This window comes from Bradyrhizobium uaiense (assembly GCF_010811875.1).
Classification (GTDB): Bacteria; Pseudomonadota; Alphaproteobacteria; order Rhizobiales; family Xanthobacteraceae; genus Bradyrhizobium; species Bradyrhizobium uaiense.
Window position 1 is genome coordinate 1 of record NZ_VKHP01000021.1, and the last position, 24,378, is coordinate 24,378.

25 protein-coding genes are annotated in these 24,378 nt (G+C 63.9%); 15 read left to right on the forward strand and 10 right to left on the reverse strand.

The window, feature by feature from the left end:
- The 6 genes from FNJ47_RS07980 to FNJ47_RS08005 form a co-directional block, all read left to right on the forward strand.
- A partial coding sequence (locus FNJ47_RS07980) for a TOBE domain-containing protein (RefSeq protein ID WP_163152348.1) occupies positions 1-667 on the forward strand: 667 nt, incomplete at its 5' end.
- A gap of 12 nt (positions 668-679) precedes the next feature.
- Positions 680-1,795, forward strand: coding sequence for an ABC transporter ATP-binding protein (locus tag FNJ47_RS07985; RefSeq protein ID WP_430649362.1), 1,116 nt, complete (start codon positions 680-682; stop codon positions 1,793-1,795).
- 2 nt (positions 1,796-1,797) lie between these two features.
- Positions 1,798-3,378: an FGGY-family carbohydrate kinase gene (locus FNJ47_RS07990; protein WP_163152350.1), complete on the forward strand. Its 1,581-nt coding sequence runs from the start codon at positions 1,798-1,800 to the stop codon at positions 3,376-3,378.
- Entirely contained in the window at positions 3,371-4,411 is a 1,041-nt protein-coding gene (locus tag FNJ47_RS07995; RefSeq protein WP_163152352.1) for a 2-hydroxyacid dehydrogenase, read from the forward strand. Before FNJ47_RS07990 ends, FNJ47_RS07995 begins: the two co-directional genes overlap by 8 nt.
- A 35-nt stretch (positions 4,412-4,446) precedes the next feature.
- On the forward strand, positions 4,447-5,175 hold the full coding sequence (locus tag FNJ47_RS08000; protein ID WP_165445594.1) for a class II aldolase/adducin family protein: 729 nt from the start codon (positions 4,447-4,449) through the stop codon (positions 5,173-5,175).
- Positions 5,172-6,680: a glycerol-3-phosphate dehydrogenase gene (locus FNJ47_RS08005; protein WP_163152356.1), complete on the forward strand. Its 1,509-nt coding sequence runs from the start codon at positions 5,172-5,174 to the stop codon at positions 6,678-6,680. The genes FNJ47_RS08000 and FNJ47_RS08005 overlap by 4 nt, the downstream gene beginning before the upstream one ends.
- A gap of 519 nt (positions 6,681-7,199) precedes the next feature.
- On the opposite strand, the gene FNJ47_RS08010 is transcribed toward FNJ47_RS08005, so the two are convergent.
- The 9 genes from FNJ47_RS08010 to FNJ47_RS08050 form a co-directional block, all read right to left on the reverse strand.
- Positions 7,200-7,808: a sll1863 family stress response protein gene (locus FNJ47_RS08010; RefSeq protein ID WP_163152358.1), complete on the reverse strand. Its 609-nt coding sequence runs from the start codon at positions 7,806-7,808 to the stop codon at positions 7,200-7,202.
- A gap of 149 nt (positions 7,809-7,957) precedes the next feature.
- Positions 7,958-8,119, reverse strand: a complete 162-nt coding sequence (locus tag FNJ47_RS08015; protein ID WP_163152360.1) for a hypothetical protein — start codon at positions 8,117-8,119, stop codon at positions 7,958-7,960.
- A 61-nt stretch (positions 8,120-8,180) separates the two neighbouring features.
- The gene (locus tag FNJ47_RS08020) at positions 8,181-8,969 is read right to left on the reverse strand and encodes a 3-hydroxybutyrate dehydrogenase (RefSeq protein WP_163152362.1); all 789 of its coding nucleotides are present in this window, start codon (positions 8,967-8,969) and stop codon (positions 8,181-8,183) included.
- Positions 8,970-9,041: 72 nt separating this feature from the next.
- Positions 9,042-9,833 carry an acetoacetate decarboxylase gene (locus tag FNJ47_RS08025; protein WP_163152439.1) on the reverse strand — a complete coding sequence of 264 codons (792 nt, stop codon included), beginning with the start codon at positions 9,831-9,833 and terminating at the stop codon, positions 9,042-9,044.
- A gap of 28 nt (positions 9,834-9,861) precedes the next feature.
- Positions 9,862-11,034, reverse strand: coding sequence for a DUF3734 domain-containing protein (locus FNJ47_RS08030; RefSeq protein WP_163152364.1), 1,173 nt, complete (start codon positions 11,032-11,034; stop codon positions 9,862-9,864).
- A 40-nt stretch (positions 11,035-11,074) separates the two neighbouring features.
- Complete coding sequence (locus tag FNJ47_RS08035; protein WP_163152366.1) at positions 11,075-11,677, reverse strand: PepSY domain-containing protein; 603 nt, start codon at positions 11,675-11,677, stop codon at positions 11,075-11,077.
- Positions 11,678-11,708: 31 nt separating this feature from the next.
- A complete protein-coding gene (locus FNJ47_RS08040) occupies positions 11,709-12,290 on the reverse strand; it encodes a hypothetical protein (protein ID WP_163152368.1) in 582 nt (193 codons plus the stop codon).
- 103 nt (positions 12,291-12,393) lie between these two features.
- Positions 12,394-12,576: a hypothetical protein gene (locus FNJ47_RS08045; protein ID WP_163152370.1), complete on the reverse strand. Its 183-nt coding sequence runs from the start codon at positions 12,574-12,576 to the stop codon at positions 12,394-12,396.
- A complete protein-coding gene (locus FNJ47_RS08050) occupies positions 12,573-12,779 on the reverse strand; it encodes a hypothetical protein (RefSeq protein ID WP_163152372.1) in 207 nt (68 codons plus the stop codon). Before FNJ47_RS08050 ends, FNJ47_RS08045 begins: the two co-directional genes overlap by 4 nt.
- Positions 12,780-12,913: 134 nt before the next feature.
- Between FNJ47_RS08050 and FNJ47_RS08055 the strand changes: the two genes are divergently transcribed.
- The 3 genes from FNJ47_RS08055 to FNJ47_RS08065 all read left to right on the forward strand — a co-directional run bounded on the left by FNJ47_RS08055 (position 12,914) and on the right by FNJ47_RS08065 (position 14,342).
- On the forward strand, positions 12,914-13,174 hold the full coding sequence (locus FNJ47_RS08055; RefSeq protein ID WP_347341627.1) for a hypothetical protein: 261 nt from the start codon (positions 12,914-12,916) through the stop codon (positions 13,172-13,174).
- 71 nt (positions 13,175-13,245) lie between these two features.
- Positions 13,246-13,683: a hypothetical protein gene (locus FNJ47_RS08060; RefSeq protein ID WP_165445595.1), complete on the forward strand. Its 438-nt coding sequence runs from the start codon at positions 13,246-13,248 to the stop codon at positions 13,681-13,683.
- 8 nt (positions 13,684-13,691) lie between these two features.
- The gene (locus FNJ47_RS08065; RefSeq protein ID WP_163152374.1) at positions 13,692-14,342 is read left to right on the forward strand and encodes a TetR/AcrR family transcriptional regulator; all 651 of its coding nucleotides are present in this window, start codon (positions 13,692-13,694) and stop codon (positions 14,340-14,342) included.
- A 49-nt stretch (positions 14,343-14,391) separates the two neighbouring features.
- Here FNJ47_RS08065 and FNJ47_RS08070 read toward each other — a convergent pair whose 3' ends face one another.
- A complete protein-coding gene (locus FNJ47_RS08070; protein WP_163152376.1) occupies positions 14,392-15,039 on the reverse strand; it encodes a TetR/AcrR family transcriptional regulator in 648 nt (215 codons plus the stop codon).
- A 207-nt stretch (positions 15,040-15,246) separates the two neighbouring features.
- Between FNJ47_RS08070 and FNJ47_RS08075 the strand changes: the two genes are divergently transcribed.
- From FNJ47_RS08075 to FNJ47_RS08100, 6 genes are all read left to right on the forward strand, one after another.
- Complete coding sequence (locus tag FNJ47_RS08075; RefSeq protein ID WP_347341628.1) at positions 15,247-16,116, forward strand: histidine kinase dimerization/phosphoacceptor domain -containing protein; 870 nt, start codon at positions 15,247-15,249, stop codon at positions 16,114-16,116.
- The gene (locus FNJ47_RS08080) at positions 16,113-17,237 is read left to right on the forward strand and encodes an efflux RND transporter periplasmic adaptor subunit (protein WP_163152378.1); all 1,125 of its coding nucleotides are present in this window, start codon (positions 16,113-16,115) and stop codon (positions 17,235-17,237) included. The genes FNJ47_RS08075 and FNJ47_RS08080 overlap by 4 nt, the downstream gene beginning before the upstream one ends.
- A complete protein-coding gene (locus FNJ47_RS08085) occupies positions 17,234-18,310 on the forward strand; it encodes an efflux RND transporter periplasmic adaptor subunit (RefSeq protein ID WP_163152380.1) in 1,077 nt (358 codons plus the stop codon). The genes FNJ47_RS08080 and FNJ47_RS08085 overlap by 4 nt, the downstream gene beginning before the upstream one ends.
- Positions 18,307-21,453, forward strand: coding sequence for an efflux RND transporter permease subunit (locus tag FNJ47_RS08090; RefSeq protein WP_163152382.1), 3,147 nt, complete (start codon positions 18,307-18,309; stop codon positions 21,451-21,453). The genes FNJ47_RS08085 and FNJ47_RS08090 overlap by 4 nt, the downstream gene beginning before the upstream one ends.
- Before the next feature lie 785 nt (positions 21,454-22,238).
- A complete protein-coding gene (locus tag FNJ47_RS08095) occupies positions 22,239-23,636 on the forward strand; it encodes an amidase (RefSeq protein WP_206685296.1) in 1,398 nt (465 codons plus the stop codon).
- Positions 23,637-23,884: 248 nt separating this feature from the next.
- Positions 23,885-24,367, forward strand: coding sequence for a fumarylacetoacetate hydrolase family protein (locus tag FNJ47_RS08100; RefSeq protein WP_235999656.1), 483 nt, complete (start codon positions 23,885-23,887; stop codon positions 24,365-24,367).
- Positions 24,368-24,378 lie beyond the last annotated feature (11 nt).

Here is a 24,378-nt window from a genome sequence, read left to right on the forward strand (position 1 = left end):
GCTGATCGGTAACCCGGACGTGCTGCTGCTCGATGATCCCTTGCGCAACGTCGACGCCAAGCTGCGCTACGAGATGCGGCTCGAGCTGCCGAACCTGCTGCGGCGCGGGACGGCTGCCGTGCTCTACGTGACCCAGGACTATCGCGAGGCGATGGCGATCGCCGACCGCATCGCGGTACTGATTGATGGCCGGCTCGCGCAAGTCGCGACGCCCGCCGATATCTATGCCCAGCCCGCCTCGGTCGCGATCGCGCGATTGTTCGGCGATCCGACCATCAACCTCGCCGAGGTATCTCCAGTTGTAGAGCACGGCATGCTGTCGGCCGCCGTTGCAGGCGCCAGAATGCGGCTCGGGAGCGCCGATCGGGCAGCGTCGCTCGGTTCATGCTGGCTTGGCGTCCGGCCGGAGGATCTGGTGGTGTCGTCTGCGTCGGCTGACGATGGCATCCCGGCGCGTATTCTCGCGATCACGCCGATGCATGAGAAGGCGGTACTGCTGCTCCGTCTCGCCGACGGAACGGAGTGGCTGGCGGCGCTGCCGCCGGATGCGCCGCAAGGTGCCGCCGACGATACGGTTTTCATCCGCTTCGCGCCTGAAGCTGCGATGCTGTTCGATCGCGCAACCGGGCTGCGGATCGGGCCGTCGCCCCGGCTCAAGGCGGCATAGGAGCGGATGGTCATGGACATGCTCGAGCTTCGAGGCATCGACAAGGTCTACCAGAGCCGCGGCAAGCCGCCGGTGCATGCCGTGCGCGCGCTCGACATGGCGGTCGAGAAGGGTGAGATCGTCGCGCTGTTGGGATCGTCGGGCTGCGGCAAGACCTCGACATTGCGCATGATCGCGGGGTTCGAGGACGTCTCGGCCGGATCGATCGCGCTCGGCGGACGGCGGATCCACGAGCTGCCGCCGGCGCGGCGCAAGGTCGCGATGGCCTTCGAGGGCTACTCGCTCTATCCGCCGCTCACGGTCCGTGAGAACATCGCGTTCGCACTGAAATCCGCCCAGCTGCCACGAGCTGAGGTCACGCGTCGCGTCGACGAGATCGCCCGCCTGGTCGAGATCGAGGACATCCTCGACAGCTATCCGCGCGCGATCTCCGGCGGCCAGCAGCAGCGCGTGTCGCTGGCGCGGGCGCTGGTGCGCGACGCCGATCTCTATCTGCTCGACGAGCCGATGGGGCAGCTCGAGCCGCAGCTGCGCGCGGTGCTGCGCGGCCGGATCAAGAGCCTGCTCGCCGAGCGCGGCATGACCGCGATCTTCGTCACCCACGACCAGACCGAAGCGAGCGCGCTGGCCGACCGCATCGCGGTGATGGAAGGCGGCGTGCTGCAGCAGTTCGCCAGTGAGAAGGAGCTGAAGGGCCGGCCGGCCAATCTGTTCGTCGCGAGCTTCATCGGCGAGCCGCCGATGAACCTGCTCGACGCCGAGGTGGCGCGCTCGGATGGCGGCTTCCGCCTGTCGGTCGGAACCGACATGCGTTTCGATATCGGCGGCGCCGGGCTGGACCGTGAGGTAGTGAAGGCGCTCGCCGGCACATCCGAGGTGCGGATCGGCATTCGTCCGCAGAAGATCGCGGTCGGGACCGGCGGCGTCAGGGTCAAGGTCGTCTCCAACCAGTGGCTCGGCGATCAGTCGCATATCGCCGGCGATTGCGGCGGCCGCATGCTGATCGCAGTCACGCCGGGCCGCGTCGCCGCACGGCCGGGCGAGATTGTCCCGTTCGCGCTGGAGCCGCGTCACCTGCACATCTTCGGCAGCGACGGAAGCTGCATCCGCCATGCGGAGGTGTCGTGACGATGGCAGCTTCTGCAAGCCGCGACGTCATCATCGGCATCGATGCCGGCACCTCGCTGATCAAGGCGGTAGCGTTCACGCTCGCCGGCAAGCAGCTTGCCGATGTCTCGCGGCCGAATGCGTACAGCAGCCTGGCCGGTGGCCATGTCGAGCAGGATATGGCGCGGACCTGGAGCGACACGGTCGCGGTCATTCGCGCCCTCGCGAAGTCAGTGCCCGACTTGTCCGCACGGATCGCGGCGATCGCGGTGACCGGGCAGGGCGACGGGACCTGGCTGATCGACGACGACGGCCGGCCGGTTGCTCCGGCGCTGCTGTGGCTCGACTCGCGCGCCGGACGGCTGGTCGAGGCGATCCGCGGCAGCGAGCGCAATGCGGCTCTCTATCGCCGTACCGGCTCCGGGCTCAATGCCTGCCAGCAGGGGCCGCAACTGGCATGGCTGCAGGCGCATATGCCTGAGGCGATCGCGAAGGCGACAACAGCCTTCCACTGCAAGGACTGGCTCTATTTCCTGCTCACGGGCGAGCGCGCTACCGATCCGTCGGAGGCCACGTTCTCCTGCGGCGAATTCCGCAAGCGAGGTTTCGATGTGGAGACCGCGAGGTTGATCGGTATCGCCGAGCTGACGCGCCTGTTCCCGTCGGTCGTCGACGGTGCGGTGATGACGCATCCGCTCAGCGCGGCCGCGGCCACGGAGATTGGGCTGCCGGAAGGCGTGCCGGTCTGTCTTGGTTATGTCGATGTGATCTGCAACGCGCTCGGTGCCGGGCTGTACGATCCGTCGCCGGATGTCGGCTGCACGATCCTCGGTTCGACCGGCATGCATATGCGGCTGGTGTCGAGCGCAGACGCGGTGACGCTGAACCGCGAGGCAACCGGCTACACCATGGCGTTCCCGGTGCCGGGTCACTATGCCCAGATGCAGTCCAATATGGCGGCGACGCTGAACATCGACTGGATGCTCGATCTCGCATGCGACTTGCTGGCGGCGGAGGGCGTCACGCGCACGCGCACCGAACTGATCCGCCGGCTCGACGATCAGGTGCTGCGGGCCAAGCCCGGCGAGGTGCTGTTCCATCCGTTCATTTCCGATGCCGGCGAGCGCGGGCCGTTCGTCGCGCATGAGGCCAGCGCGCAATTCTTCGGCCTGCGCTCGCGCCACCGCTATGGAGATTTGATGCGCGGCGTGATGGAGGGCTTGGCGTTTGCCGCACGGGATTGCTATGCCGCGATGGGGACGCTGCCGCGCGATGTCAGGATCACCGGCGGCGCGGCGAAGAGCCGTGCGCTCGGCGCAATTCTCGGGGCGGCGCTCGATTGCGACGTCCGCATCTGCAGCCGCACCGAGGCGGGCGCCGCAGGCGTGGCGATGATCGCGGCCGTGACGATCGATGCCTATCCCGACATGCGCGCCTGCGCCGAGCAGTGGGTTGCGCCGCATCTGAGCGCTCCGCAATCGCCTGACGCCACGCTGGCGAAGCGCTACGCCAGCATCTTCCCGACCTATCTCGATGCCAGGCTGGCGTCGCGGCCGGTCTGGAAGCAACTCGCCGCGCTGCGCGCCGGAGGCGACCATGTCTAAGTCCATCGCCATCGTCGGCGACCGCTTCATGCTGCCCTCGGTGTTCGCCGAGCACATCCGCTCAGCCTGCGGCAATGACGTCGATATCCGGACCCTGGAGCAGCCCTGGCCGGACGAGCCGATGGAGCACGGCTACGCCGGCTCGAAGCTCGATGGCCTGAAGGAATTCATGGGGCAGCCGGACGAGATCATCGACTTCATCGGCGATGCCGAACTCCTCGTCACCCACCTGGCGCCGATCTCGCGTTCGATGCTGGAGCGGCTGCCGACGCTGAAGTTCATCGCGGTGTCGCGGGGCGGCCCTGTCAACATCGACATGCAGGCGGCGCGCGACCACGATGTGCTGGTCGTCAACACGCCCGGCCGCAATGCGAGTGCGGTAGCGGAGTTCACCATCGGCGCCATTCTCGCCGAGACCCGCTTGATCCGCAGCGGCCATGAGGCGCTGCGTGGCGGCGAATGGCGCGGCGATCTCTATCGTGCCGACCGCACCGGGCGCGAGCTCGGCGAGATGACAGTCGGCATCGTTGGTTACGGTGCAATCGGCAGCCGTGTGGTCAAGCTGCTGAAGGCCTTCGGCTGCAAAATCCTGGTCGCCGACCCCTATGTCCAGCTCAGCGCTCAGGACCGCAATGATGGCGTCGAACATGTCGCGCTCGGCGAATTGCTCGGCCGCGCCGACGTCATTACGCTTCACGCGCGCGTCACGCCCGAGACCACCCGCTTTATCGGGCGCGAGGCGCTGGCCCGGTTCAAGCAGGGGGCGTTCCTGATCAACACCGCACGCGGTCCGCTGGTCGATTACGAGGCACTGTATGATGCGCTGGCATCGGGGCATCTTGGCGGCGCCATGCTCGACACTTTCGCGGTCGAGCCCGTCCCGGCGGACTGGCCGCTCTTGCGACTTCCCAACGTCACGCTGACGCCGCACATTGCCGGCGCTTCGGTGCGTACCGTCACCGTGGCCGCCGAGCAGGCGGCCGAGGAGGTTCGCCGCTTCCTGGCCGGCGAGCCACCACGCAATCCGTGCTGAAGACGCAATCTGTGTTGAAGAGAAAGGCATTACGTATGACCCGTGAGGAACGACAATTGCGCGAGGCCGTTATCGCCAAGTGCCGATGGATGAATGCGTCGGGTCTCAACCAGGGGACATCAGGCAACATTTCCGCCCGCTACAAGGACCGGATGCTGATCACGCCGTCGGCGACCCCCTACGATTCGATGAAGCCGGAGATGATCGCCTCGATGCCGCTGGAGGGCGACTACGGCACGTGGGAGGGACCGCTGCAGCCGTCCACCGAATGGCGCTTCCATCTCGACATCACGCGCGCCCGGCCCGATGTCGGCGCCATCGTCCATACCCATTCGACCTATGCGACCGTGCTCGCGATCGCGCGCAAGCCGATCCCGGCCTGCCACTACATGATGGCGGCGTTCGGCGGCGCGGACATCCGCTGCGCCGGCTACGCGCGCTACGGCACCAAGGAATTGTCCGATCACGCGATCGTCGCGCTGGAAGGCCGCAATGGCTGCCTGCTCGCCAACCACGGCATGATCGCGCTGGGCGCGAATCTCGACAAGGCGATGTGGCTCGCGGTCGAGCTCGAGACCATCGCGAAGCAGTATTATCTCTCGCTCGCGCTCGATTCGCGCGTCATCCTCACGGATGAGGAGATCGCCGATACCGCGAAGGGGTTCTCCACCTATGGCCTGCAGGCGCCAAAGCCGACCAAGGCACGCGCGACGGCGAAGGCGGCGCCGCGCCGCGCCGAGAAACGGCGTAGCAGCAAGCGATGACGGGCGCTGCGCCGGTCGCAGGCACGAATCACGGGCTGGTCGATATCGCTGTCATCGGTGGCGGCATCAATGGCGCCGGCATCGCCCGCGACGCGGCTGGTCGTGGGTTGAAGGTGCTGCTCTGCGAGAAGGATGATTTCGCCGAGGGCACCTCGTCGCGCTCGGGCAAGCTGATCCATGGCGGGCTGCGCTATCTCGAATACTACGAATTCCGCCTGGTGCGCGAGGCGCTGATCGAGCGCGAGGTGCTGCTCGCGTCCGCGCCCCACATCATCTGGCCGATGCGCTTCGTGCTGCCGCACTCGCCGGAGCAGCGGCCGGCCTGGCTGGTCCGCACCGGGCTGCTGCTCTACGACCATCTCGGCGGCCGCAAGCAACTGCCGGCGAGCCGCAGCCTGGATCTGTCGCAGGCCCCTGAAGGCGCGCCGCTGCATCAGGAGTTCCGGCGAGGCTTCGAATATTCGGATTGCTGGGTCGACGACAGCAGGCTGGTGATCCTGAATCTGATCGATGCGGCACAGAACGGCGCCCGTATCCTGCCGCGCACGCGAGCGGTGCGTGCGCGCCGCGATGGCGAGGTCTGGCTGCTGGAGATGCAGGGCCACGACGGCACGGCGCAAACCGTGCGATCGCGCGCGCTGGTCAACGCCGCCGGTCCGTGGGTCCAGGATGTCATCCAGGGCGTGGCCGGGCTGAACTCGGCGCAGAGCGTGCGGCTGGTCAAGGGCAGCCACATCGTGGTGCCGAAATTCTGGGCCGGGCCGCAGGCCTATCTGCTGCAAAATGCCGATCGCCGGGTGATCTTCGTCAATCCCTATGAGAACGATCTCGCGTTGATCGGCACCACCGACATTCCCTATCAGGGGCGCGCCGAGGACGTCGCGATCGGCGCGGACGAGACCGACTATCTGTTGCAGGTGCTGCGCCGCTATTTCCGCACGCCGCCGCAGCCGAGCGAGATCGTGCACGCCTTCTCCGGCGTCCGGCCGCTCTATGACGACAATGCCGACAATCCGTCGGCCGTGACCCGCGACTATGTGTTCGAGGTAGACGGCGCCGAGGGCGCGCCGCCGCTGCTCTCGATCTTCGGCGGCAAGATCACGACCTACCGGCGGCTGGCGGAGCAGGCGATGCAGCGCCTCGCGCCGTGGTTTCCCAAACTGTCGTCGGCCTGGACCGCGAACCGGCCGCTGCCGGGCGGCGACCTCGGCGGCAGCTTCGATGATTTCTCGAATGGGCTGGCGCGCGACTATCCCGATCTGCCGCGAACGCTCATTCAGCACTATGCCCGTCTTTACGGGACGCTTGCGCGCGAACTGTTAGGGCCGGCGCGTACCTCCGTCGATCTCGGCCATCATTTCGGCGGTGACTTCTATGAACGCGAGGCGGCGTATCTCCGCGAGATGGAGTGGGCCAGGCGTTCTGCCGATTTCCTGGATCGACGCACCAAGCACGGCCTGCATCTGACGCCGGCGCAGCGGCACGCGTTTGAGAATTACCTGTAGAACGGATCCGCATCCGGGCGGGGCGCGCTCCGGTCAAGTCATCGGTCCATTGGTGGGCCCGGCAGGACTCGAACCTGCAACCAGACCGTTATGAGCGGCAGGACAAGGGATGCGGCCGTTGATTTTTCAGCATTTTTTGTGATGTTTGGCCGCGTTTATCGCTCTTGGAGGGATCGTTTCTGGTGCGAAACTGGTGCGGTCGGCTTAGCCTTCGATCCCGACCGCTGAACGGCTTGGCTCGCGGGTTCGACTTCCACTCTCTCCGCCATTTCTACGATCTTGTGCGCCGGACTACGATATCGTCCGATTTCGTGCGCCTTGAATTCGTTGTTCGTGTCGGATGCACGCCAACGGCTAGCTATGATTACTCCAAGGTCGCAACTCCGAAGGCATCGATCAGAGGCAGAACGACAAAGCCTGGAGTTAGCACACGAACATGGTTCAGCTTGATAGGACCAATGCCCGTTTAGCCCGACGGCACCCCGGGAGGCTGCATGTCTCTGGGTGAAGTGAGTGCGCTCAGCTCTTCGAGCTAGAGCCCTTCAGCGCATTCCAAGCTGCTTGATTGGCCCGATCGAACGCCTTGCGGGATTCCGCGAGCGCTGCGCTCAGCACGGACCATGACTCGCTGCCGGCCTGCTTTAGCTGCTGCAGACGCGCTTCCGCCTCTGATGCATCGAATTTCATCTGCTTGAGAGCGGCATCGAAGTCCCCGGTGTGGGTTGCCGCCACCTTGCCGGCCGCCACCCGGAACTTGTCTGCGGCCTCGCGCCAAGCCTTTGCCTGCGCGGCGGCGATGTCCTTGAAAGTCGCTTGCTGCTGCTCGAGCTGCTTGCCGGCGCCTTCGAAGTAGGTCTTCATCTGCGCCTCGAACCCGCTCCATTGCTTCTCGAGTTCTGTCCTGCTGCGTGCCCAAGCCGCTTCGCCGGCTTCGGCTTGCATCTTGAGCTGCACCTGGAATTCGTCGCGGCGCTTCTTCAGATCGGCGATGATCTGCTCTGCTTTGACCTTGGATTCGGCCTTCGCCTGCCCGGTCTTCACCTCGAACGAGGCGAGTGCGGCATCCATCTCGTCGATGCGCTCCTTGGCCCAATTCAGGTAAAAATGCACGCTGCTCTGCTCTGTCATGATCGTCTCCGCTGACTGCTTGAATTGAATGATCTCCCAGGTCGACCCTGCAGATGTTGACTTGAGTCAACTGCCCCGATTGTCTGGTGCCGCGTCCCTCAGGCCGCGAGATAGGGAAACAGCCTTGCCCCGTTACCGTGCGCCGTTGATCAAGTGCGCGACGGTCCGGGAGCCATCGCTGCGTAGAAGTCGCTCGGAGCCATCAACTCGGCATCGCCTGGCAGCACATCCTCGTTGAATATCTCCTCACAGGCGCGGAGAGCGTTGGCAAGGCGGTTATCTTCCGAAGGGTTGAGCTGGAAATGGCGCATAGTCTCGTTCCGGTTGGCTCGCCTGACAGGAGACATGATTGAAAGCTCCGTGAATAACTGGCTAGGCGACCGTCCAGCCCCCATCCATCGAGAGGTTGGCGCCCGTGATTTGAGCGGCATCGTCGCTGCACAGGAACAGTGCCAGCGAAGCAACCTGTTCGACGGTGACGAACTCCTTGGTCGGCTGCGCGGCGAGCAGGACATCATTGATGACCTCATCCCGCCGCATGCGCCGGGCCGCCATCGTGTTCGGAATTTGCTTCTCGACGAGCGGCGTCCAGACGTAGCCGGGGCTGATGCAGTTGCAGGTGATCTTCGAGCGAGCGAGTTCCAGTGCCACGGTCTTGGTAAGGCCAGCAATGCCGTGCTTGGCTGCGACATAGGCCGACTTGAAGGGCGAGGCGATCACCGAATGGGCCGATGCCGTATTGACGATGCGTCCCCAGCCGCGCGTCTTCATGCCTGGCACCGCCGCGCGGATGGCATGGAAAGAGGCAGACAGGTTGATCGCGATGATCGCATCCCACTTCTCGGCGGGGAATTCCTCGATCGGCGAAACGTGCTGGATGCCGGCGTTGTTGACGAGAATGTCAACGCTGCCGAAGGTCTCCTCACCGAGAGCGATGAGCTCGGCAATCTCGCTTGGCTTCGTCATGTCGGCGGGCGAGTAGATCGCCCTGACCGTGAAATCGCGTTCGATAGCGGCGCGCTCCTTTTCAATATCGCCGGGCGCGCCCATGCCGTTGATGACGACGTTGGCGCCCGCGCCGGCGAAGGTTCGCGCGCACGCGAGGCCAATGCCGCTGGTCGAGCCGGTGACGACAGCTGTCTTTCCGTTCAGAATTCCCATCTCGTACACTTTCTTCTTACAAATGCGAATGACGATAGGTGCTACGCCGGAGATCGCGACGCCCAGTTGGATCTACAAGACCAGAGCTTTCTCGCCGGCTCGAATCGAGCCGCGAGCCGGCTGCTGCAGATAGTCGTGCACCACCTTTCCGAGGCCGAGTGTAAGGTCGGCGCGGATGTGGACGGCAGAGACGATCTCCAGGACCGGCAGTTCAGCAACCGGCGCCAAGGCATGCGGTGTCAAGGCGAGGGCCGCGGGTCCGGTCCAGGCACCCTTCAGCACGACGTCCTTAAGATGGTATTCGACGAGCTCGCAGATGCGGGGGCTACCGTCGACGTGTGGGATGATCTTGAGCAGGAAGTTCGGCTCGTTCAGAGCCGCCTTGATTATCGACAAGTCGGCCGCGCGGTGCTTGTAGCCCATCGTTCCGGTCGCAACCCGGAGCGGGCCGTAATCCAGCGTGCCGATCAATGTGTCGATCTCGGTTCGCAACGTCGGCTGGGCGAGCTTCTTCGGAAAGCCCCATAGCTCGCGCCCGCCCGCAATGGGGCCTTCGTCGTTGAGGAACATGCAATGCGTATAGCCGCCTTTGCGTCCGCGGAAGGAGACGGGGATGACCTGTCCGCTTTCCGTGTAATCGCCAAAGCCGGTCGAATCCGGCATGCGAATGAATTCATACTTGACCAGAGCTTCTCGCACGTCGACCTCAAGTGGCTCCGGAACCACCGCCTGGAGCTTGGCCGGGTCGGTGCGATAGGTGATGATCAGGTATTCGCGATCGACGAACCGGTAAGGCCCTGGCGGATAGGCCGGGTTGGTCAGCGGCATCGCAAAGGCTCGTTGTTTCACGTCAATCTCGCGCATTTGTGCTCTCCAGGCAGTTGGGGTGGGCCTACTCGCGGCCGTCTTGTTCGAGATCAAACGTGAAGACCCCGTCGGGGCTCGAAGGCCGCGCGAGCACCTCGGGATGGCGCAGTGTGCGCAGCGCGTCGTGGTAGCCAGCCTGCCAGTGGTCCAGCATTGAAAGGCGCGAGAACTCGTAGTCCTTGGAGTGCCCCTCGTGATTGCGCGCGCGATAGATCAGATGGACGATGTTGTAGACGTTGCGGGACACTGCCGTGCTGAGGAGCTTTACGTTCTCGTGCTGACTGAGATCGTCAGGGAGCCGGCCAAGCAGATCCGTGAGTGCGCGCCGCAGGCGCTGGACGCGCTTGAACTGGTCGGTGCTGGCGCGCGTGCGGCTCGAATACTGGATCTCCTTGTGCCGCGTGACGACCTCAGCCATGTTGCGCGGAAGTTGACCGCGGGCGCTCCAGAGGTCGACCTGGAACGCGAGCATGTCCTGCGGGGCATCTGATTCGATCACCCATTGCAGCGGCGTGTTGGAGACGAGACCGCCGTCCCAATAGTGCTCCCCTTCGATTTCCACGGCGGGGAAGCCCGGCGGCAGCGCGCCGCTTGCCATGATATGCTCGGGCCGGATCGTATGGGTCGTGTTGTCGAAATAGACGAAATTCCCTGTTCGCACGTTGACCGCGCCCGCGCTGAAGCGCGTCGTTCCGTCATTGAGACGATCGAAATCGACCAGGCGCTCCAGCGTGGTCTTGAGCGCGCGTGTGTCGTAAATGCTGGTGGCATCGTTGGTGCCGCCGAGTTGCAGCCAGGGCGGGATGGGACGGGCGGAGAAAAATCCGGCTGCGCCGCACGTCGCTGCCAGGCCGGCGCTCATTTGATTGATGAGGTTGCGCGTGTTGTCGCTCTTCCCCCAATCAAGGAAAGGCGTTCCGGATAAGTCCCAGGGCGCCGTTGAAGTGACCTGGGTCCAGAAGTCGCGCAGGCGCTCGACACGGGACTCAGGAGGGTTGCCGGCGATAATGGCGGCGTTGATGGCTCCGATCGAAATGCCGGCAACCCAATCGGGATGAATGCTGGCTTCGGCCAAGGCTTCGTACACGCCCGCCTGATAGGCGCCGAGCGCGCCGCCGCCTTGCAACAGCAGCGCGATGCAGTCAAAGGGTAACCGCCGTTGCGCGGAAAAGAGCTCGGATCGAGGCTGGAAGTTCATGGTGCGGTTGCTCTTGAGTTTTGCGATGTGAACACGCGTTTCAGCGCTGGCTTGCGCTCTGCTTTCCGACTTTGGGCGGCTCGAGCATCACTTCTTTCAAATGGTCCCCGGCGGCGACGACGACCACGAAATTCAGCTTGCCTTCCTGTCTCACGAGACCACCGGCCAGCGCACTGCCGCTCGCAGCTCTCTCGGCGACCTGCACCGCATCCGACATTTCCTGCTTGATCCATTTCAAGGCAATCATGTTGGCGAGAACGTCCCGATCCAGTTCCTTCAGGGAAGACTCCACCTCCTTGCCCGTAACGCTTTCGGTATTTGCATCGACGGCGTTTTCCCACACGCTTTCATTTCTCATGGTGCGAACGCGGTAGACGGGCGGGTTGGCAAGCTCAAAGCTGATGTCGGCAGTCTTCGAGCCGTCATGCAGGCGCTCGGCGACCTCAATTGCCCGGCTGAGCGGGACTCGTATGGCGCGGAATTCCGTGAGCACGCGCCGAATCGCAGCGTCCTCGGCTTCGCTTTGCGCCGTCGCGCTCGGCCTGTCCGCGTCTGCGGGATTTTGTGCCACGTCGGCAACGGCGCCGGTCGCCGTGAGCGCGGCGGACCATACGATCAGGGCAAACAAATGCTTCTTCGACATTGGTGAACCTCTTCTAAAGTTGGTCGATCGCCTACCAAAGGCGAGTGAGGGCGAACGTATCGCTGCAAGAGCTGTGGCGTGCCGAGCCGCAACGGCCATGCGGTGTCGCGCGCCGCGCGGCCCGACGTCGTCTCTCGGCAGAGAGGTGAGAAAGCTCGTGGGCTATCTCCGACGAAGCCAATGCAATGGAATTTCGGGAGACGTCCTCGACCGCCGACTGTGCGAGACTGCTGCGCAGTTGTGGGGGCATCGTCACGGGAGAAACCTCGTTTTCATCGGTTTGCGCGTCCGAGCCCGTGCTTCGAATCGCATCGGGTGCATGACCCGGCTGCGAAGCGGCTGCGGCGATCTCCTTGTCAGCGGATGCCGGCAGGAGCTGATTGGCATCGATCACGACACGCTCCGGTCCCTTGAGGTCGGAGTGGGTGCGAATTGTAGGCCGTACAAGATCCGGTTCCGCAAAGTGGTCCGGCAGCTGCGCAGGCAGCACCCAGCCGGTCGCCAAAAGCAAGCACGCCAGTACACTGCCGACCGTGACAAGATAGCCGCGCAAGGGAAGGCCGTGATCAGTCGATCGGCTTGCGTGCGTGAACTCGAGGGATCGTCGGTTCACGGCCGCGTCCCCTGGCAGCGATAAGTCGGTCTCATTGTCAGATACTCCAAAGGCGCGATGCCGCTTCGCGTGCTCGGCGCTTGCAGTTTCATTTCGGCGAAGTTCAGCACGCCAGGACTCCGGACGTCGTCTCACGCGTGTGCGGGAGATAGTCGATTTCGTCGGGCGCAACGCCTCTGCGCGCCAGTTCGGACTCGATCATGTCGAACATGCATTCGAGCGGCGCGAGCCAGGCGTTGACCCAGTAAATGATGCTGTTCCGGGCCATCAGCAGAGCCGGCGTCATGCGAACGTCCTCCGTTCCTGGCCAAGCCTGACGGTACTGAGCCGGTGGGCGCCGAGGGTATGGACCCAGGCGACCATCGAGATCGTGATGCCGAGCAGCAGGCTCAGGACCACGAGACACAAAGCGAAGACGACGTTCAGCGACGCAGCGGCGAGCCCCGGTAAGGGGTTTTCACGCATCAACGCGAATAGAAGAGTTGACATTCTTTGTCCTATTAATATACTACACCGTATATTTCATATAAACCATGCTTCGCGGTTGATGTCAAAGGCAAGGGCCTCACAAACGCGTTACGGCGAAGCGAGGCTCCGCTCCGGCGAACCGGAAACGTCAAGCGGTGAAAGGATTCGACCTGATGAGATTGATGCCGGCGCTGTTCATCGGAGCCGTGGTCGCGGTTGCGAGCGCACCCGCCCAAGAGAACCGCGGCACTCCGGAGCAGAGGGCGGCCTGTGCGCCCGATGCCTTTCGCTTATGCAGTGCCTACATTCCCGATCCGTCAGGAGAAGCCTGTCTGCGGCTCAGGAAGTCGGATCTCAGCGAAGCGTGCAAAACAGTGTTCGAGCAGGCGAGTACCGGATCAGACGGGACCAAATAGAAGCAGCTTCGCAGGGGCGAGATCATATCCGCGCAGATTGCATCAATCGTTTTGGAAACAGGAGCGACATCATGACTACCATGTACATTCCGGCTTTGGCCGCATTCGGCGGCTCTGCCTTTGGATCGGTTTCGACCATCGTGAGTGGATGGTTCAGCCGACGACGTAGATTGCGTGAGCGTCATCACACCCGCTCGTTCTCGAAGCGCGAGCGGCTGTATCGCAGCTTCATCGAGGAAGCATCACGGCTCTACGCCGACGCCCTGATCAATGATCAGGCAGAAATTCCGCAGCTCGTCAGTCTCCATACGCTGGTGGGACGAATGCGAATTCTCTCGAGCAACGAGGTCGTTCAGGCCGCCGAGCGCACCGGGCGCCTGATCATCGAAACCTACCTGTCGCCAAATCGCACGTTTGTGGATCTGCCCAACTTTATCGAGGAAATAGACCCATTGCGCGATTTCGGCGAAGCCTGCCGCTGCGAGCTCACGAATCTGCCGGCCCGGTGAGAAGCATCATGCGCGAGCAGATTGACGAGCGGACCAGGAATGCGGACGGGCGCTACAGAATCGTGCAGGCAGCCAAGACTCTCTATTGTCAGATTGGTCACAACAAGACCACCGTGGCCGACATCGGGCGGAGCTTGTCGATGTCCTCAGCCAACGTCTATCGCTTCTTTCACTCAAAGCGGGCGATCGAGGAGGCCGTCGTAGGAGAGGTGCTCGACGACATCCTGAGCGCTGCAGCCGAGGCGGGGCGCAGCGGCGGGTCGGCGCTGCGGCGCCTGACTACCATCCTGAAGGCGATTGCCGAATGTAACGAAGGTCGACCTGCAAAGGACCGGAGATTGCAGGACCTTGTGGCGTTGGCCGTTCGGCAGAATTGGTTCGTCGTCCTCGCCTACGAAGACCAGATCAGGGGGCTGGTCCGGCCAGTGATCGGCACCGGGCAAGAAAACGGGGAGTTACGGGACGGCAATCCGATGGCATTAACCCGCTGTCTTCTGGCAGCCATGGATGTCTATCTCGATCCCTCGCGGACCGGTGTGACGACGCTTCGACCAAGCTTCGACGAAATGTTGAGTTTCTGTACGGGTGCGCTGCGCCGCACGCCGTTAGTGCAAGCGCTCAAGATAGCATCGCACCTGGAACTGCCGGTAGGCCGCTGACGGATCGGCTCCGGCGCCTCGCGATAAGACGGCAAGCCTGCAACTAGTGCTACCAATCCGACTCGCATGCCGCCAGGAAAAAGCCGACCCGTTCTCGCACGAATCCGGGAAGCTCCTTCTTCAGGTCTTTCGGCGGCTCGCCGATGAGCGATCGAAACAGCATCGGCAGCAGGATCAGGTCGAGGAATATCTGCGCCGTGGCGCGGCTTCGTTTGGCGCTGAACGGACCCCTTGGTGAGCGGGCGAGCTTCTGTGTGGCGTTATCCAGCCACTGCGACACCGCGGCCAGGGAGCGATCGCGTGCGGCGTCGTGAACGTTGCGGCTCAGTTCGGGAAACCGCTGAGATTCGGCGATCGTCGCCCGGACCATGCCGAGCGACTCCTCGATAACCCTGTCGATAATGGCGGTTCCGAGGCTCATCAACTTGTCCTCGATGGTGCGGCCTTCGGGCGAGAAGCCTTCAAAATCCGTCAGCCCGTCGATGCTGCGGGCCACCACGGCCGCGAACAGTGCTTCTTTGCCGGGGAAGTGAGCATAGATGGTCGGCTTGCTCGCGGGAGCAAGTTCGGAAATGTCGTCGATGCTTGCGCTGCGGAAGCCTTTTTCGAGAAACAGTTGCTGGGCTGCATCGAGAATTCGCGCCTGCGCGTCGCCGGCAAGATCCTTGGGCGGTCTGCCTCGCTTCGTCTTCTTCATTCTTGGACCTCCAAAATCACGAGTCTGTGCGCGTCGCTTTCCCACTTGACATGGGCTGCGAAGAAAGGCAAGGAAAAGAAAATATACGGTATAGTTTATTAAAGCGAGCCTCGATGGCTGCGGGCCTGGCGAATGCTTCCGCGACGACCAGGCTCGCAGAGGTGGGGCGTTCGAGCCCAATCGTCCGAGCAAAATGAGGAGAGTGTCGTGACTGTCTTGAGCCCAGACCCGTCCGGCTTGCTGGAGCGCGTTCTGTTGCGCGAACTGCATCACAGGGTCACCAACGGGGTTGCCTTCGCCATTGGTCTTGTCTCCGCCGCCGCTATTCGGGCTGAGGGGAAGGAAGCCAAAAGCGCACTCAGCGATGTCGTGGAACTGCTGCACGGTTATGCCGACGTGCATCGCGCTCTGGCGATGCCCGCGGGAGATACGCTGATTCACGCCGCCACCTACATTCGCAAACTGGGACGTGGCATGCGCCGGGCGCTGCTGGACCGGATGAACATTCAACTGGCCTTCGCGACTCACTGCCTCGCGCTTCAGCCGGAGCGCTGCTGGCACCTGGGACTGATCGTCCATGAACTCGTGATGCACGCGGCTAGGCACGCCTGCTTCGACGCGCGGGCCGGGCAGATCAAGGTCAAGCTGACGCGCGCCGGCACCCTGGTGAATTGCGTCGTCCTGGACAACGGCTCGCGCCCGGCGCGTGACGTCTCTGACCGCGAATTGCGAACAGCGAGAGATCTTGCCAGGGCTCTCGGCGGCCGGATCGAGCAAGGCTTTGGCGCCGAATTCACCTCGATTGTCCTCTCGTTCCCGCTCAGCGAGCGCGAACTGGGTCCAAACCGGTCAATCGCGACGCGCCAGATGAGGGTTCCGCGCCGCACGAGAGCTGCCGCTCCAGACAAAGTGGTGTTCAACGCCCGCGCAGCGGCCGATCAACGCGGGCCTACCGCTGTGATTGATCCCCTTGCGGGATTGCTGTGCCAGCACGACCGCGACCTGGTCGTCCCCAGTCAGTCCGCCGATGTCCTTGGCGGGCTGCTGTCGCCTTCCCATCCTACGGACGCCTCATGACAACCCATTCTTCCAACCCGACCGATCCGCTTCGGACGCTCCCTGCGGCGAAGGTCCTCGTCGCGGCGGCCGTGCTTGCCGGCGTCGCGCTGAGCGGCTGCAACGACCGCGCGGCGCAGACGGCCACGCGCGCCACACTGGTCCGGACCACGATCGTTCAGCCGCGTGACCGGCAAGCCTCCCTCACGCTGACCGGGGAGATCCAGGCGCGCTTCCGTGCCGATCTATCTTTCCGCCTCAGCGGACGCGTGGTTGCCCGCACCGCGGACGTCGGTGCTCACGTCAACAAAGGCGACGTTCTCGCCCGGCTCGATCCGGCGGAGCAACAAGCCGACGTCGATGCCGCGACCGCGGCAGTGGCGTCGGCCGAAGCCCAGCTGCGCGTGGCGAAGGCTACGTTCGAGCGGCAGAAAGCGCTGATCGCGAGCGGCTTCACCACCCGGACCGTGTACGATCAGGCCCAGGAAGGTTTACGAACCGCAGAGGGCGTGCTGGAAGCCGCCAAGGCTCAACTGGGCACCTCTGGGGATGCGCTCGGCTATACCGTCCTGCGCGCTGAAGCCGACGGTGTCATTACAGCTCGAAACCTCGAGGTCGGCCAGGTCGTTCCGGCTGCCCAACCTGTGTTCTCGCTTGCCCAAGATGGGGAGCGGGATGCCGTCTTTGAGGTCTATGAATCCGTATTTCTTGGCGAGACCGACAGCCGCCGCGTCACGCTGGCGCTGGTCTCCGACCCCGGCGTGACCGCGATGGGTGAGGTGAGAGAGATCTCACCGGCGATCGACGCGAAGAGCTCCACGATCCGCGTCAAAGTGTCCATCGAAAATCCGCCGGCCGCGATGACGCTGGGCAGCGCCGTCGCGGGAACTGTCAAGACGAAAGCTCAGAAGGACATCACCTTGCCCTGGAGCGCGCTGATGGCCGCGGGCAGGAAGCCTGCTGTCTGGACGGTCGACCCGAAAACGCAGACAGCGTCGCTGAAGCCCGTCACGGTCGGCGCTTACGAGGCCGGCCAGGTGCTGATCAAGGCAGGCCTCGAGCCCGGCGAGCGCGTCGTCGTCGACGGCGGCAAGCTTCTGAGCGTCGGCCAGTCGGTCACTGAGGAGGGAGGTCAGTCATGAAGCGACAGGTCATGATGATCGCTGGCACGCTCGCGGCGGCCTCGTTGCTCACCGGCTGTCAGCAGGAGACGAAGGCGCCGGAGCCCGTGCGCCCCGTGCTCTCAATGGTGGCCAAGCAGAACAGCGGTGACGGCACGGTTGCCGTCGGCGCCGTCGAGCCGCGCTACAAGACCAACCTTGGTTTTCGCGTACTCGGACGGCTGACTTCGCGCCCGGTCTACGTTGGCGACATCGTCCGTGAAGGACAAATCATCGGCACGATCGATCCCACCGCACTCGATCTCGCCGTTCGCGCGGCCAAAGCTCAGCTTGCGAAGGCCGAGGCGCAGCTTGCGACGGCCAGGGCCACGGAGGAGCGGCAGCGCACGCTCATCACCAGCGATGCGACCACCAGGCAGACGCTGGATAATGCCGAGCAGGCCCGCGCCGGCGCCGAAGCAAGCGTCGCGCAGGAGCAGGCGAACCTGACCAAAGCCATCGAGCAACTCGGCTATGCCCAGATCAAGGCGGACTTCGGCGGCGTCGTTACCGCCGTCGGCGCTGAAGTCGGCCAAGTGGTTTCGCCCGGTCAAACCGTAGTGACGGTCGCGCGGCCGGACATTCGCGAGGCGGTCGTCGATATCGGGGAAGACCTACCTGTGCCGCTCGAAGTCGGTCTCCCGTTCACCGTCAGCCTGCAGCTCCTTCCCGCGGTTCAGGTCGAAGGCAGCATCCGCGAAATCGCGCCGCAGGCCGATGCGGTGACGCGGCTGCGACGTGTCCGTATTGCGCTCGAGAACCCGCCCGAAAGCTTCCGTCTTGGCGCGACCGTCACGGCAAGGCTCGGGAAGGACCAGAGCAGGGTCTTGCGCCTGCCCGCATCAGCGGTGCTCGCCAGGGACGGCGCCGATTTCGTCTGGGTGGTCGATCAGTCCGCCGGCACCGTCTCGCTGCAGAAGATCGATGGTGTCGCCGAACAGGCGGGCATCCGCGTCACCGGCGGGCTTGCCGAAGGCACCCGGGTCGTCACCGCCGGAATTCATAGCCTCAAGCCCGGACAACATGTCCGTATCGAACAGGATCAAGAGCCATGAAGTCGTTCAACCTCTCGGACTGGGCGCTCGGCCATCGCTCGCTCGTCTGGTATTTCATGATCGCCTTCATGGCGGCAGGCCTGTTTGCCTATCTCCAACTCGGGCGGCAGGAAGATCCTGACTTCACCATCAAGACAATGGTGATCCAGGCGCAGTGGCCGGGCGCCTCGCCCGAGGAAATGACGCGCCAGGTTACCGACCGGATCGAGAAGAAGCTGGAGGAACTGGAATCGCTCGACTACACCAAGAGCGTGACGGTCGCAGGCCAGACCACCGTCTTCGTCTACTTGCGCGATTCGACCAAGGCGGCCGACGTCAAGCCGACCTGGGTGCGCGTCCGCAACATGATCGCGGACATCAGGGGCGATTTCCCACAAGGCGTGATCGGACCCGGTTTCAATGACCGTTTCGGCGACGTCTTCGGCAACGTTTATGCCTTCACCAGCGACGGCTTGAGCCAGCGACAGCTCCGCGACCAGGTCGAGGACATCCGGGCCAAGGTGCTGACGGTGCCCGATGTCGGCAAGGTCGACATTCTCGGCGCGCAGGATGAGGTGATTTATCTCGAATTCTCCACCCGCAAGATCGCGGCCCTCGGCCTCGATGTCCACGCCATCATGAATTCGCTGCAAGGGCAGAACGCGGTGGCGCCCTCCGGCGTGTTCCAGGAGGGGCCGGAGCGGATCAGCGTGCGCGTGAACGGCCAGTTCGCCTCAGAGGCGAGCCTCAAGGCAGTCAATCTCCGCATCAACGATCGCTTCTTCCCGCTAACCGATGTTGCGACCATCACGCGCGGCTACGCCGATCCGCCGTCAACCCTGTTCCGATACAATGGTCAGCCCGCCATCGCGCTCGCGATCGGCATGAAATCCGGTGCCAATTTGCTCAAGTTCGGCGAGGGGTTGAAAAAGGAGATGGCTGGAATCATCGCCGACCTGCCGATCGGTGTCGGCGTACACCTCGTGGCCGACCAGCCCGTCGTGGTCGAACATGCCGTTTCCGGCTTCACCGAAGCGTTGTTCGAGGCCGTCATCATCGTGCTCGGCATCAGCTTCCTGAGTCTCGGCTTGCGTGCCGGTCTCGTGGTCGCCATCGCCATTCCGCTCGTGCTCGCGATCACCTTCGTTGTGATGGCTTATTGCGGCATCTCGCTGCAACGTATTTCGCTTGGGGCCCTGATCATCGCGCTTGGCCTGCTGGTCGACGATGCCATGATCGCGGTCGAGATGATGGTGGCGCGGCTCGAGATCGGCGATCCCCTCGAAAAGGCGGCAACCCACGTCTACACGTCGACCGCGTTCCCGATGCTGACGGGAACGCTTGTCACCGTGGCCGGCTTCATCCCGATCGGGCTCAACAGCAGCAATGCCGGCGAGTTTACTTTCACCCTGTTTGTGGTGATTGCGGTGTCATTGATCGTCTCCTGGATCGTGGCCGTCTTGTTCACCCCGCTGCTCGGCGTCACCATCCTGCCGGCCAGGATGAAGGGGCATCACGGGCAGAAGGGCCGCCTGGCGCAGATGTTCGCGCGCCTGCTGCTGTTCTGTATGCATCACCGGTGGAGCACCGTCACCGTGACGGCCGGCGCCTTCCTGCTGGCCGTGTTCGGCTTGCAGTTCGTGCAGCAGCAGTTCTTTCCCTCGTCGGACCGCGCCGAGCTCGTGATCGACTGGAATCTGCCGCAGAATGCCTCGATCACCGACACCAATACGCAGATGGCGCGCTTCGAGCGCGAGCAATTGCAGGGCAACGGTTCAGTCGAGCATTGGTCGACGTTTGTCGGTACCGGCGCGCCGCGCTTCGTGCTGTCATTCGATCTGCAGACCGCCAACACATGGTTTGGCCAGCAAGTGATCGTGACCAAAGGGGGTATTGCTGCGCGCGATCGCCTCAAGTCGCAGTTCGAGGACTACTTGCGGAAAACCTTCCCGGGCACCGACACCTACGTCAAGCTGCTCGAGGTTGGCCCTCCCGTGGGACGTCCGGTGCAATATCGTCTGAGCGGCCCCGATATCGCTGAGGTCCGCGACCTGTCGCAGAAACTTGCCGGGGTTATTCGCAGCAATCCTGATCTGGGGAACGTCGTGTTCGACTGGATGGAGCCCGCGCGCGTCGTCAAGGTCGACGTGCTCCAGGACAAGGCACGCCAGCTTGGCGTCACGTCGGAAGACATCGCCACCACGCTGAACTCCGTGCTCCAGGGCACGCCGGTCACGCAAGTGCGCGACAGCATCTATCTGGTCAATGTCACGGGACGGGCGACCGCGCCGGAACGCGCCTCGATCGATACGCTGCGCGACCTGCAATTGACCGGGCTCGGCGGCCAATCGGTTCCGCTCGGGGCGGTTGCCAATCTGCGCTACGAGCTGGAGCAGCCCACGATCTGGCGCCGCGCCAGGATTCCGACCATCACTCTGAAAGCCGCCGTCGTCAGCAAAGTTCAGCCGAAGACGGTCGTCGATCAGCTCGCGCCGAAGGTGGCGGAATTTACCAAGCAGCTGCCCGCGGGATACTCGGTGAAGATCGGCGGCTCGGTGGAGGAGAGTGCCAAGAGCCAGGGGCCGATCATCGCGGTGGTGCCGCTGATGCTGTTCGTTATGGCCACGGTGCTGATGGTGCAGCTGCAGAGCTTTTCGCGTCTGTTCCTGGTGTTCGCGGTCGCGCCGCTCGCGTTGATCGGTGTCGTCATGGCGCTGCTGCCGAGTGGGGCGCCGCTGGGCTTCGTCGCCATCCTCGGCGTACTCGCCCTCATCGGCATCCTGGTCCGGAACTCGGTGATCCTGATCGTGCAGATCGAGGATCTGAAGAAGGAGGGCAGGCCGGCCTGGGATGCAGTGGTGGAAGCAACCGAGCATCGTATGCGCCCGATCCTGCTGACGGCCGCGGCCGCCAGTCTCGCGCTGATTCCCATCGCCCGCGAAATTTTCTGGGGCCCGATGGCCTTTGCCATGATGGGCGGCATCATCGTCGGTACGCTGCTGACCTTGCTGTTCCTGCCGGCGCTGTATGTGGCGTGGTTTAGAGTTCATCCTGATCACAGCGATCAACTGCATGGGGCCGATGCTCCGGTGCACGAAATCCCCGAGCCCGGGCGAAGCTTCCCGCGCGCTGCGCCAGCGCCGACCCTTGAACCGCAATTCTAGCAAAGGAAACGCTATGTCCCTATGACGCTGGCTGCCACGTTCGCAGCGATCTCGCAGGTGCCAGCTGCGACGTTTGCGCAATTCCCGCCACCTCCGCCGATTGGGAGGGCCGCCTCCGATGCCAGCAGGAGGTTCTGCCGGACTCGGGGGGCCGCCTCCGTTGAGGCCCGTGGGGGCGGCACAGCCGGTCCAGCGCCTCGCCTCGGCGAGGGTGCCTGCTTCTCACGGCGATCTCAGGGCAGTTGCGCGCGTCAGCGGCGGACCCGCCGCAGCGGATCTTCTCCTCGATCAGTATTTGGGCGTCCATCCTTAAGTCCCACTCCCGATAGTGCCCGCCTTCGACCAACGTGCTCACGCAGAGGAATTTTCAATTCTGCGGGTAGTTGAATTGGTAGGTTTTAGTCCATGAAAGTCGAAAAAGCGTTATCTCTCAAAGGGGATTGACTGACACTCTCTCCCCCGCACTGCTTCTCCATTGTGGGACAAGCAACGTTCTCAAAGGTGCATCGTCGCCGGTCCTGAGCAGCACCCTGTCTAATTTGGGAAGAAGCGCCACGATGTACAGGCCAGCCAACGCGCAATTTCTTATGAGAGAGATGGCGCGCCATCCGGAACAAAACTACGAACTCATATGTCATTGAAATACAGATATGAATCATTGATCTTTTTGGGAGGAGATGCGCGACGTTAGATCTGGCTTCCGCCCGAGACGTCCTGTTGCGCTGCCCGGGCACATCGCGCATGAGATTGTTCGTTGCAATTCTGGAGTTCTCGACATGCTGAACTTGTGGCAGCTCGACGCCGCCGAACTCGTGGACGGCTTCGGCGCCAACGAGTTCACGCCGATCGAAGCGCTCGAGGCGTGCCTGGCGCGAGCCGCCGCCTGCCAATCCGCGCTGAACATGTTCGTGTCACTGGACCAGAATGCGAGGCGGGCTTCAGAGGAAAGCGCGCGCCGCTGGGCACGGCGCGAACCGATCAGCCCGCTGGATGGGGTGCCGATCAGCGTCAAGGACAACGTTCACGTGGCCGGGCTCTCGACGAGCTGGGGCAGCCGGCTCCTGGAGGGCTATGTCGCGCCGCGCGACGAAGCGCCCGTGGCGCGACTTCGAGCGGCCGGCGCCGTTCTGTTTGGCAAGACGAACTGTCCCGAATTCGCCATGCAGGGCACCACGACGAATGCCCTGGCGGGGACGACCGGCAATCCGTGGCGCGCGGACCTCACACCTGGCGGTTCATCCGGCGGCGCGGTCGCCGCTGTTGCCGCATGTTGCGGCCCGCTTGCACTCACAACGGATGGTGGCGGGTCAACGCGAAGGCCTGCGTCGCATACCGGTCTCTACGGCTTCAAGCCGTCGATGGGAATCGTCCCGCGTGGCGGCGGGCTGCCCGAGATTTTTCAGGATTTTGAAGTCGTGGGAGCGGTCGGCCGTAGCCTTCGAGACGTCAGCACGATGACCGACACTCTAGCGGGGCGCGCGTTGCCGGACGGAGCACCGCTGCGCCGCATCCTGTTCGTGCCTCGCTTCGGAACCCATCCGGTCGATCCAGCAATCGATGCCGAGGTGCGGGCGGCCGCTCATCGCTTCGAGACGCTGGGCTGCGTCGTCGAAGAAGCCGTCGAATTCGGGATCGCCGACCGCGTCAACGCGCTTTGGCCGACGCTCTCCAGTGTGGGACTTGCTTGGATGATCGAGTGCGCAGGGCAATTCGACGAGTTGTCGCGGCGCGCAGTACCGCTCGACCTCGATCTCCTGACGCCCGCGAGCCGAGCCGCCCTTGAGGCCGGACGGAGTGCGTCCGCGACGCTGCTCTTCGAGGTGTTCGCTGCGGTCCGCGAGCTTGAACGCGAGCTCGCCGTCATCTTCTCGCACCACGACGCCATTCTTACGCCAGCCACGGCAGCCCTGCCCTGGCCGGCAAATGAAACACATCCTCTCGTCATTGCCGGCGAGCCCGTCGGCCCTCGCGGACACGCCGTCTTCACGGCCTTCGCCAACGCGGCGGGCTTGCCGGCGATTGCAGTGCCCAGCGGCTTTGTCGATGGTCTCCCGACCGGATTCCAGATCGTCGGCCGACGCGGGGAGGACAGCGCCTTGTTGGCGCTCGCGCGCCTCTATGACGACATGCACCCATGGCGGCCGAGTTGGCCGGATCCGAAAATCCGAAAGGTGCAGCGATGAGTGTCCCAGATTTCGCCGAGCGATTGCTCGAGGCGCGCCGGAGCGGGACCCCGGCCTCATGGCGAGATATCGAGCTGCCGGATCGAACTGCTGCCTATGCCGTTCAGGACATCGTCGCCCGTCAACTCGGACCTGTTGCCGGCTGGAAGGTCGGAGCGGCCGACCCAGAGGCCGAGCCGATGGGAGCGCCCTGTCCAGTAATCGGAATTTCCAGCTCGCCTTCAGCGTTCGACGGAGCTGAGTGGCGTATGCGGGGTGTCGAGGTCGAGGTGGGACTACGCCTCGGGCGTGACCTTGTGGGCGCGCCGTCCCGATCCGATTGCATCCGGGCCGTGGAGGCGTTGCTTCCGGTCGTCGAGGTTGTCGAGACCCGGCTCGCCAATTGGTCGGAGAGTCCTGCTTTGGCCAAGCTCGCCGATTTTCAGAGCCATGGCGCGCTCATCCTTGGTCAGCCATCCGCGATCGATCCTGCGACGCTCGATCTTCGCGACGTGCGCGCGGAGCTGGCTTTTGACGGTCAGACCGTCGCATCGACGCGGGGCGGCAATCCCGCCAGCGACGCCTGGCGTCTACTGGTCTGGCTCGCGGGGCACGCGGAGGCGCGCGGCCGACCGTTGCGGGCCGGCGACGTGATCACGACCGGCTCCTGCACGGGCCTGCTGTTTGCGGCACCGGCGGCCAGGGTTTCCGCGCAGGTGCTCCGCCTTGGCGAGGTCGTGCTGCACTTTTGAACCGCCCCCAA

Bases quoted from the DNA above. Each gene is read 5' to 3' on its own strand.
- FNJ47_RS07985 (WP_430649362.1), top strand. From the start codon at position 680: ATGGACATGCTCGAGCTTCGAGGCATCGACAAGGTCTACCAGAGCCGC.
- FNJ47_RS07990 (WP_163152350.1), top strand. From the start codon at position 1,798: ATGGCAGCTTCTGCAAGCCGCGACGTCATCATCGGCATCGATGCCGGC.
- FNJ47_RS07995 (WP_163152352.1), top strand. From the start codon at position 3,371: ATGTCTAAGTCCATCGCCATCGTCGGCGACCGCTTCATGCTGCCCTCG.
- FNJ47_RS08000 (WP_165445594.1), top strand. From the start codon at position 4,447: ATGACCCGTGAGGAACGACAATTGCGCGAGGCCGTTATCGCCAAGTGC.
- FNJ47_RS08005 (WP_163152356.1), top strand. From the start codon at position 5,172: ATGACGGGCGCTGCGCCGGTCGCAGGCACGAATCACGGGCTGGTCGAT.
- FNJ47_RS08010 (WP_163152358.1), bottom strand. From the start codon at position 7,808: ATGACAGAGCAGAGCAGCGTGCATTTTTACCTGAATTGGGCCAAGGAG.
- FNJ47_RS08015 (WP_163152360.1), bottom strand. From the start codon at position 8,119: ATGCGCCATTTCCAGCTCAACCCTTCGGAAGATAACCGCCTTGCCAAC.
- FNJ47_RS08020 (WP_163152362.1), bottom strand. From the start codon at position 8,969: ATGGGAATTCTGAACGGAAAGACAGCTGTCGTCACCGGCTCGACCAGC.
- FNJ47_RS08025 (WP_163152439.1), bottom strand. From the start codon at position 9,833: ATGCGCGAGATTGACGTGAAACAACGAGCCTTTGCGATGCCGCTGACC.
- FNJ47_RS08030 (WP_163152364.1), bottom strand. From the start codon at position 11,034: ATGAACTTCCAGCCTCGATCCGAGCTCTTTTCCGCGCAACGGCGGTTA.
- FNJ47_RS08035 (WP_163152366.1), bottom strand. From the start codon at position 11,677: ATGTCGAAGAAGCATTTGTTTGCCCTGATCGTATGGTCCGCCGCGCTC.
- FNJ47_RS08045 (WP_163152370.1), bottom strand. From the start codon at position 12,576: ATGACGCCGGCTCTGCTGATGGCCCGGAACAGCATCATTTACTGGGTC.
- FNJ47_RS08050 (WP_163152372.1), bottom strand. From the start codon at position 12,779: ATGTCAACTCTTCTATTCGCGTTGATGCGTGAAAACCCCTTACCGGGG.
- FNJ47_RS08060 (WP_165445595.1), top strand. From the start codon at position 13,246: ATGACTACCATGTACATTCCGGCTTTGGCCGCATTCGGCGGCTCTGCC.
- FNJ47_RS08065 (WP_163152374.1), top strand. From the start codon at position 13,692: ATGCGCGAGCAGATTGACGAGCGGACCAGGAATGCGGACGGGCGCTAC.
- FNJ47_RS08070 (WP_163152376.1), bottom strand. From the start codon at position 15,039: ATGAAGAAGACGAAGCGAGGCAGACCGCCCAAGGATCTTGCCGGCGAC.
- FNJ47_RS08080 (WP_163152378.1), top strand. From the start codon at position 16,113: ATGACAACCCATTCTTCCAACCCGACCGATCCGCTTCGGACGCTCCCT.
- FNJ47_RS08085 (WP_163152380.1), top strand. From the start codon at position 17,234: ATGAAGCGACAGGTCATGATGATCGCTGGCACGCTCGCGGCGGCCTCG.
- FNJ47_RS08090 (WP_163152382.1), top strand. From the start codon at position 18,307: ATGAAGTCGTTCAACCTCTCGGACTGGGCGCTCGGCCATCGCTCGCTC.
- FNJ47_RS08100 (WP_235999656.1), top strand. From the start codon at position 23,885: ATGCGGGGTGTCGAGGTCGAGGTGGGACTACGCCTCGGGCGTGACCTT.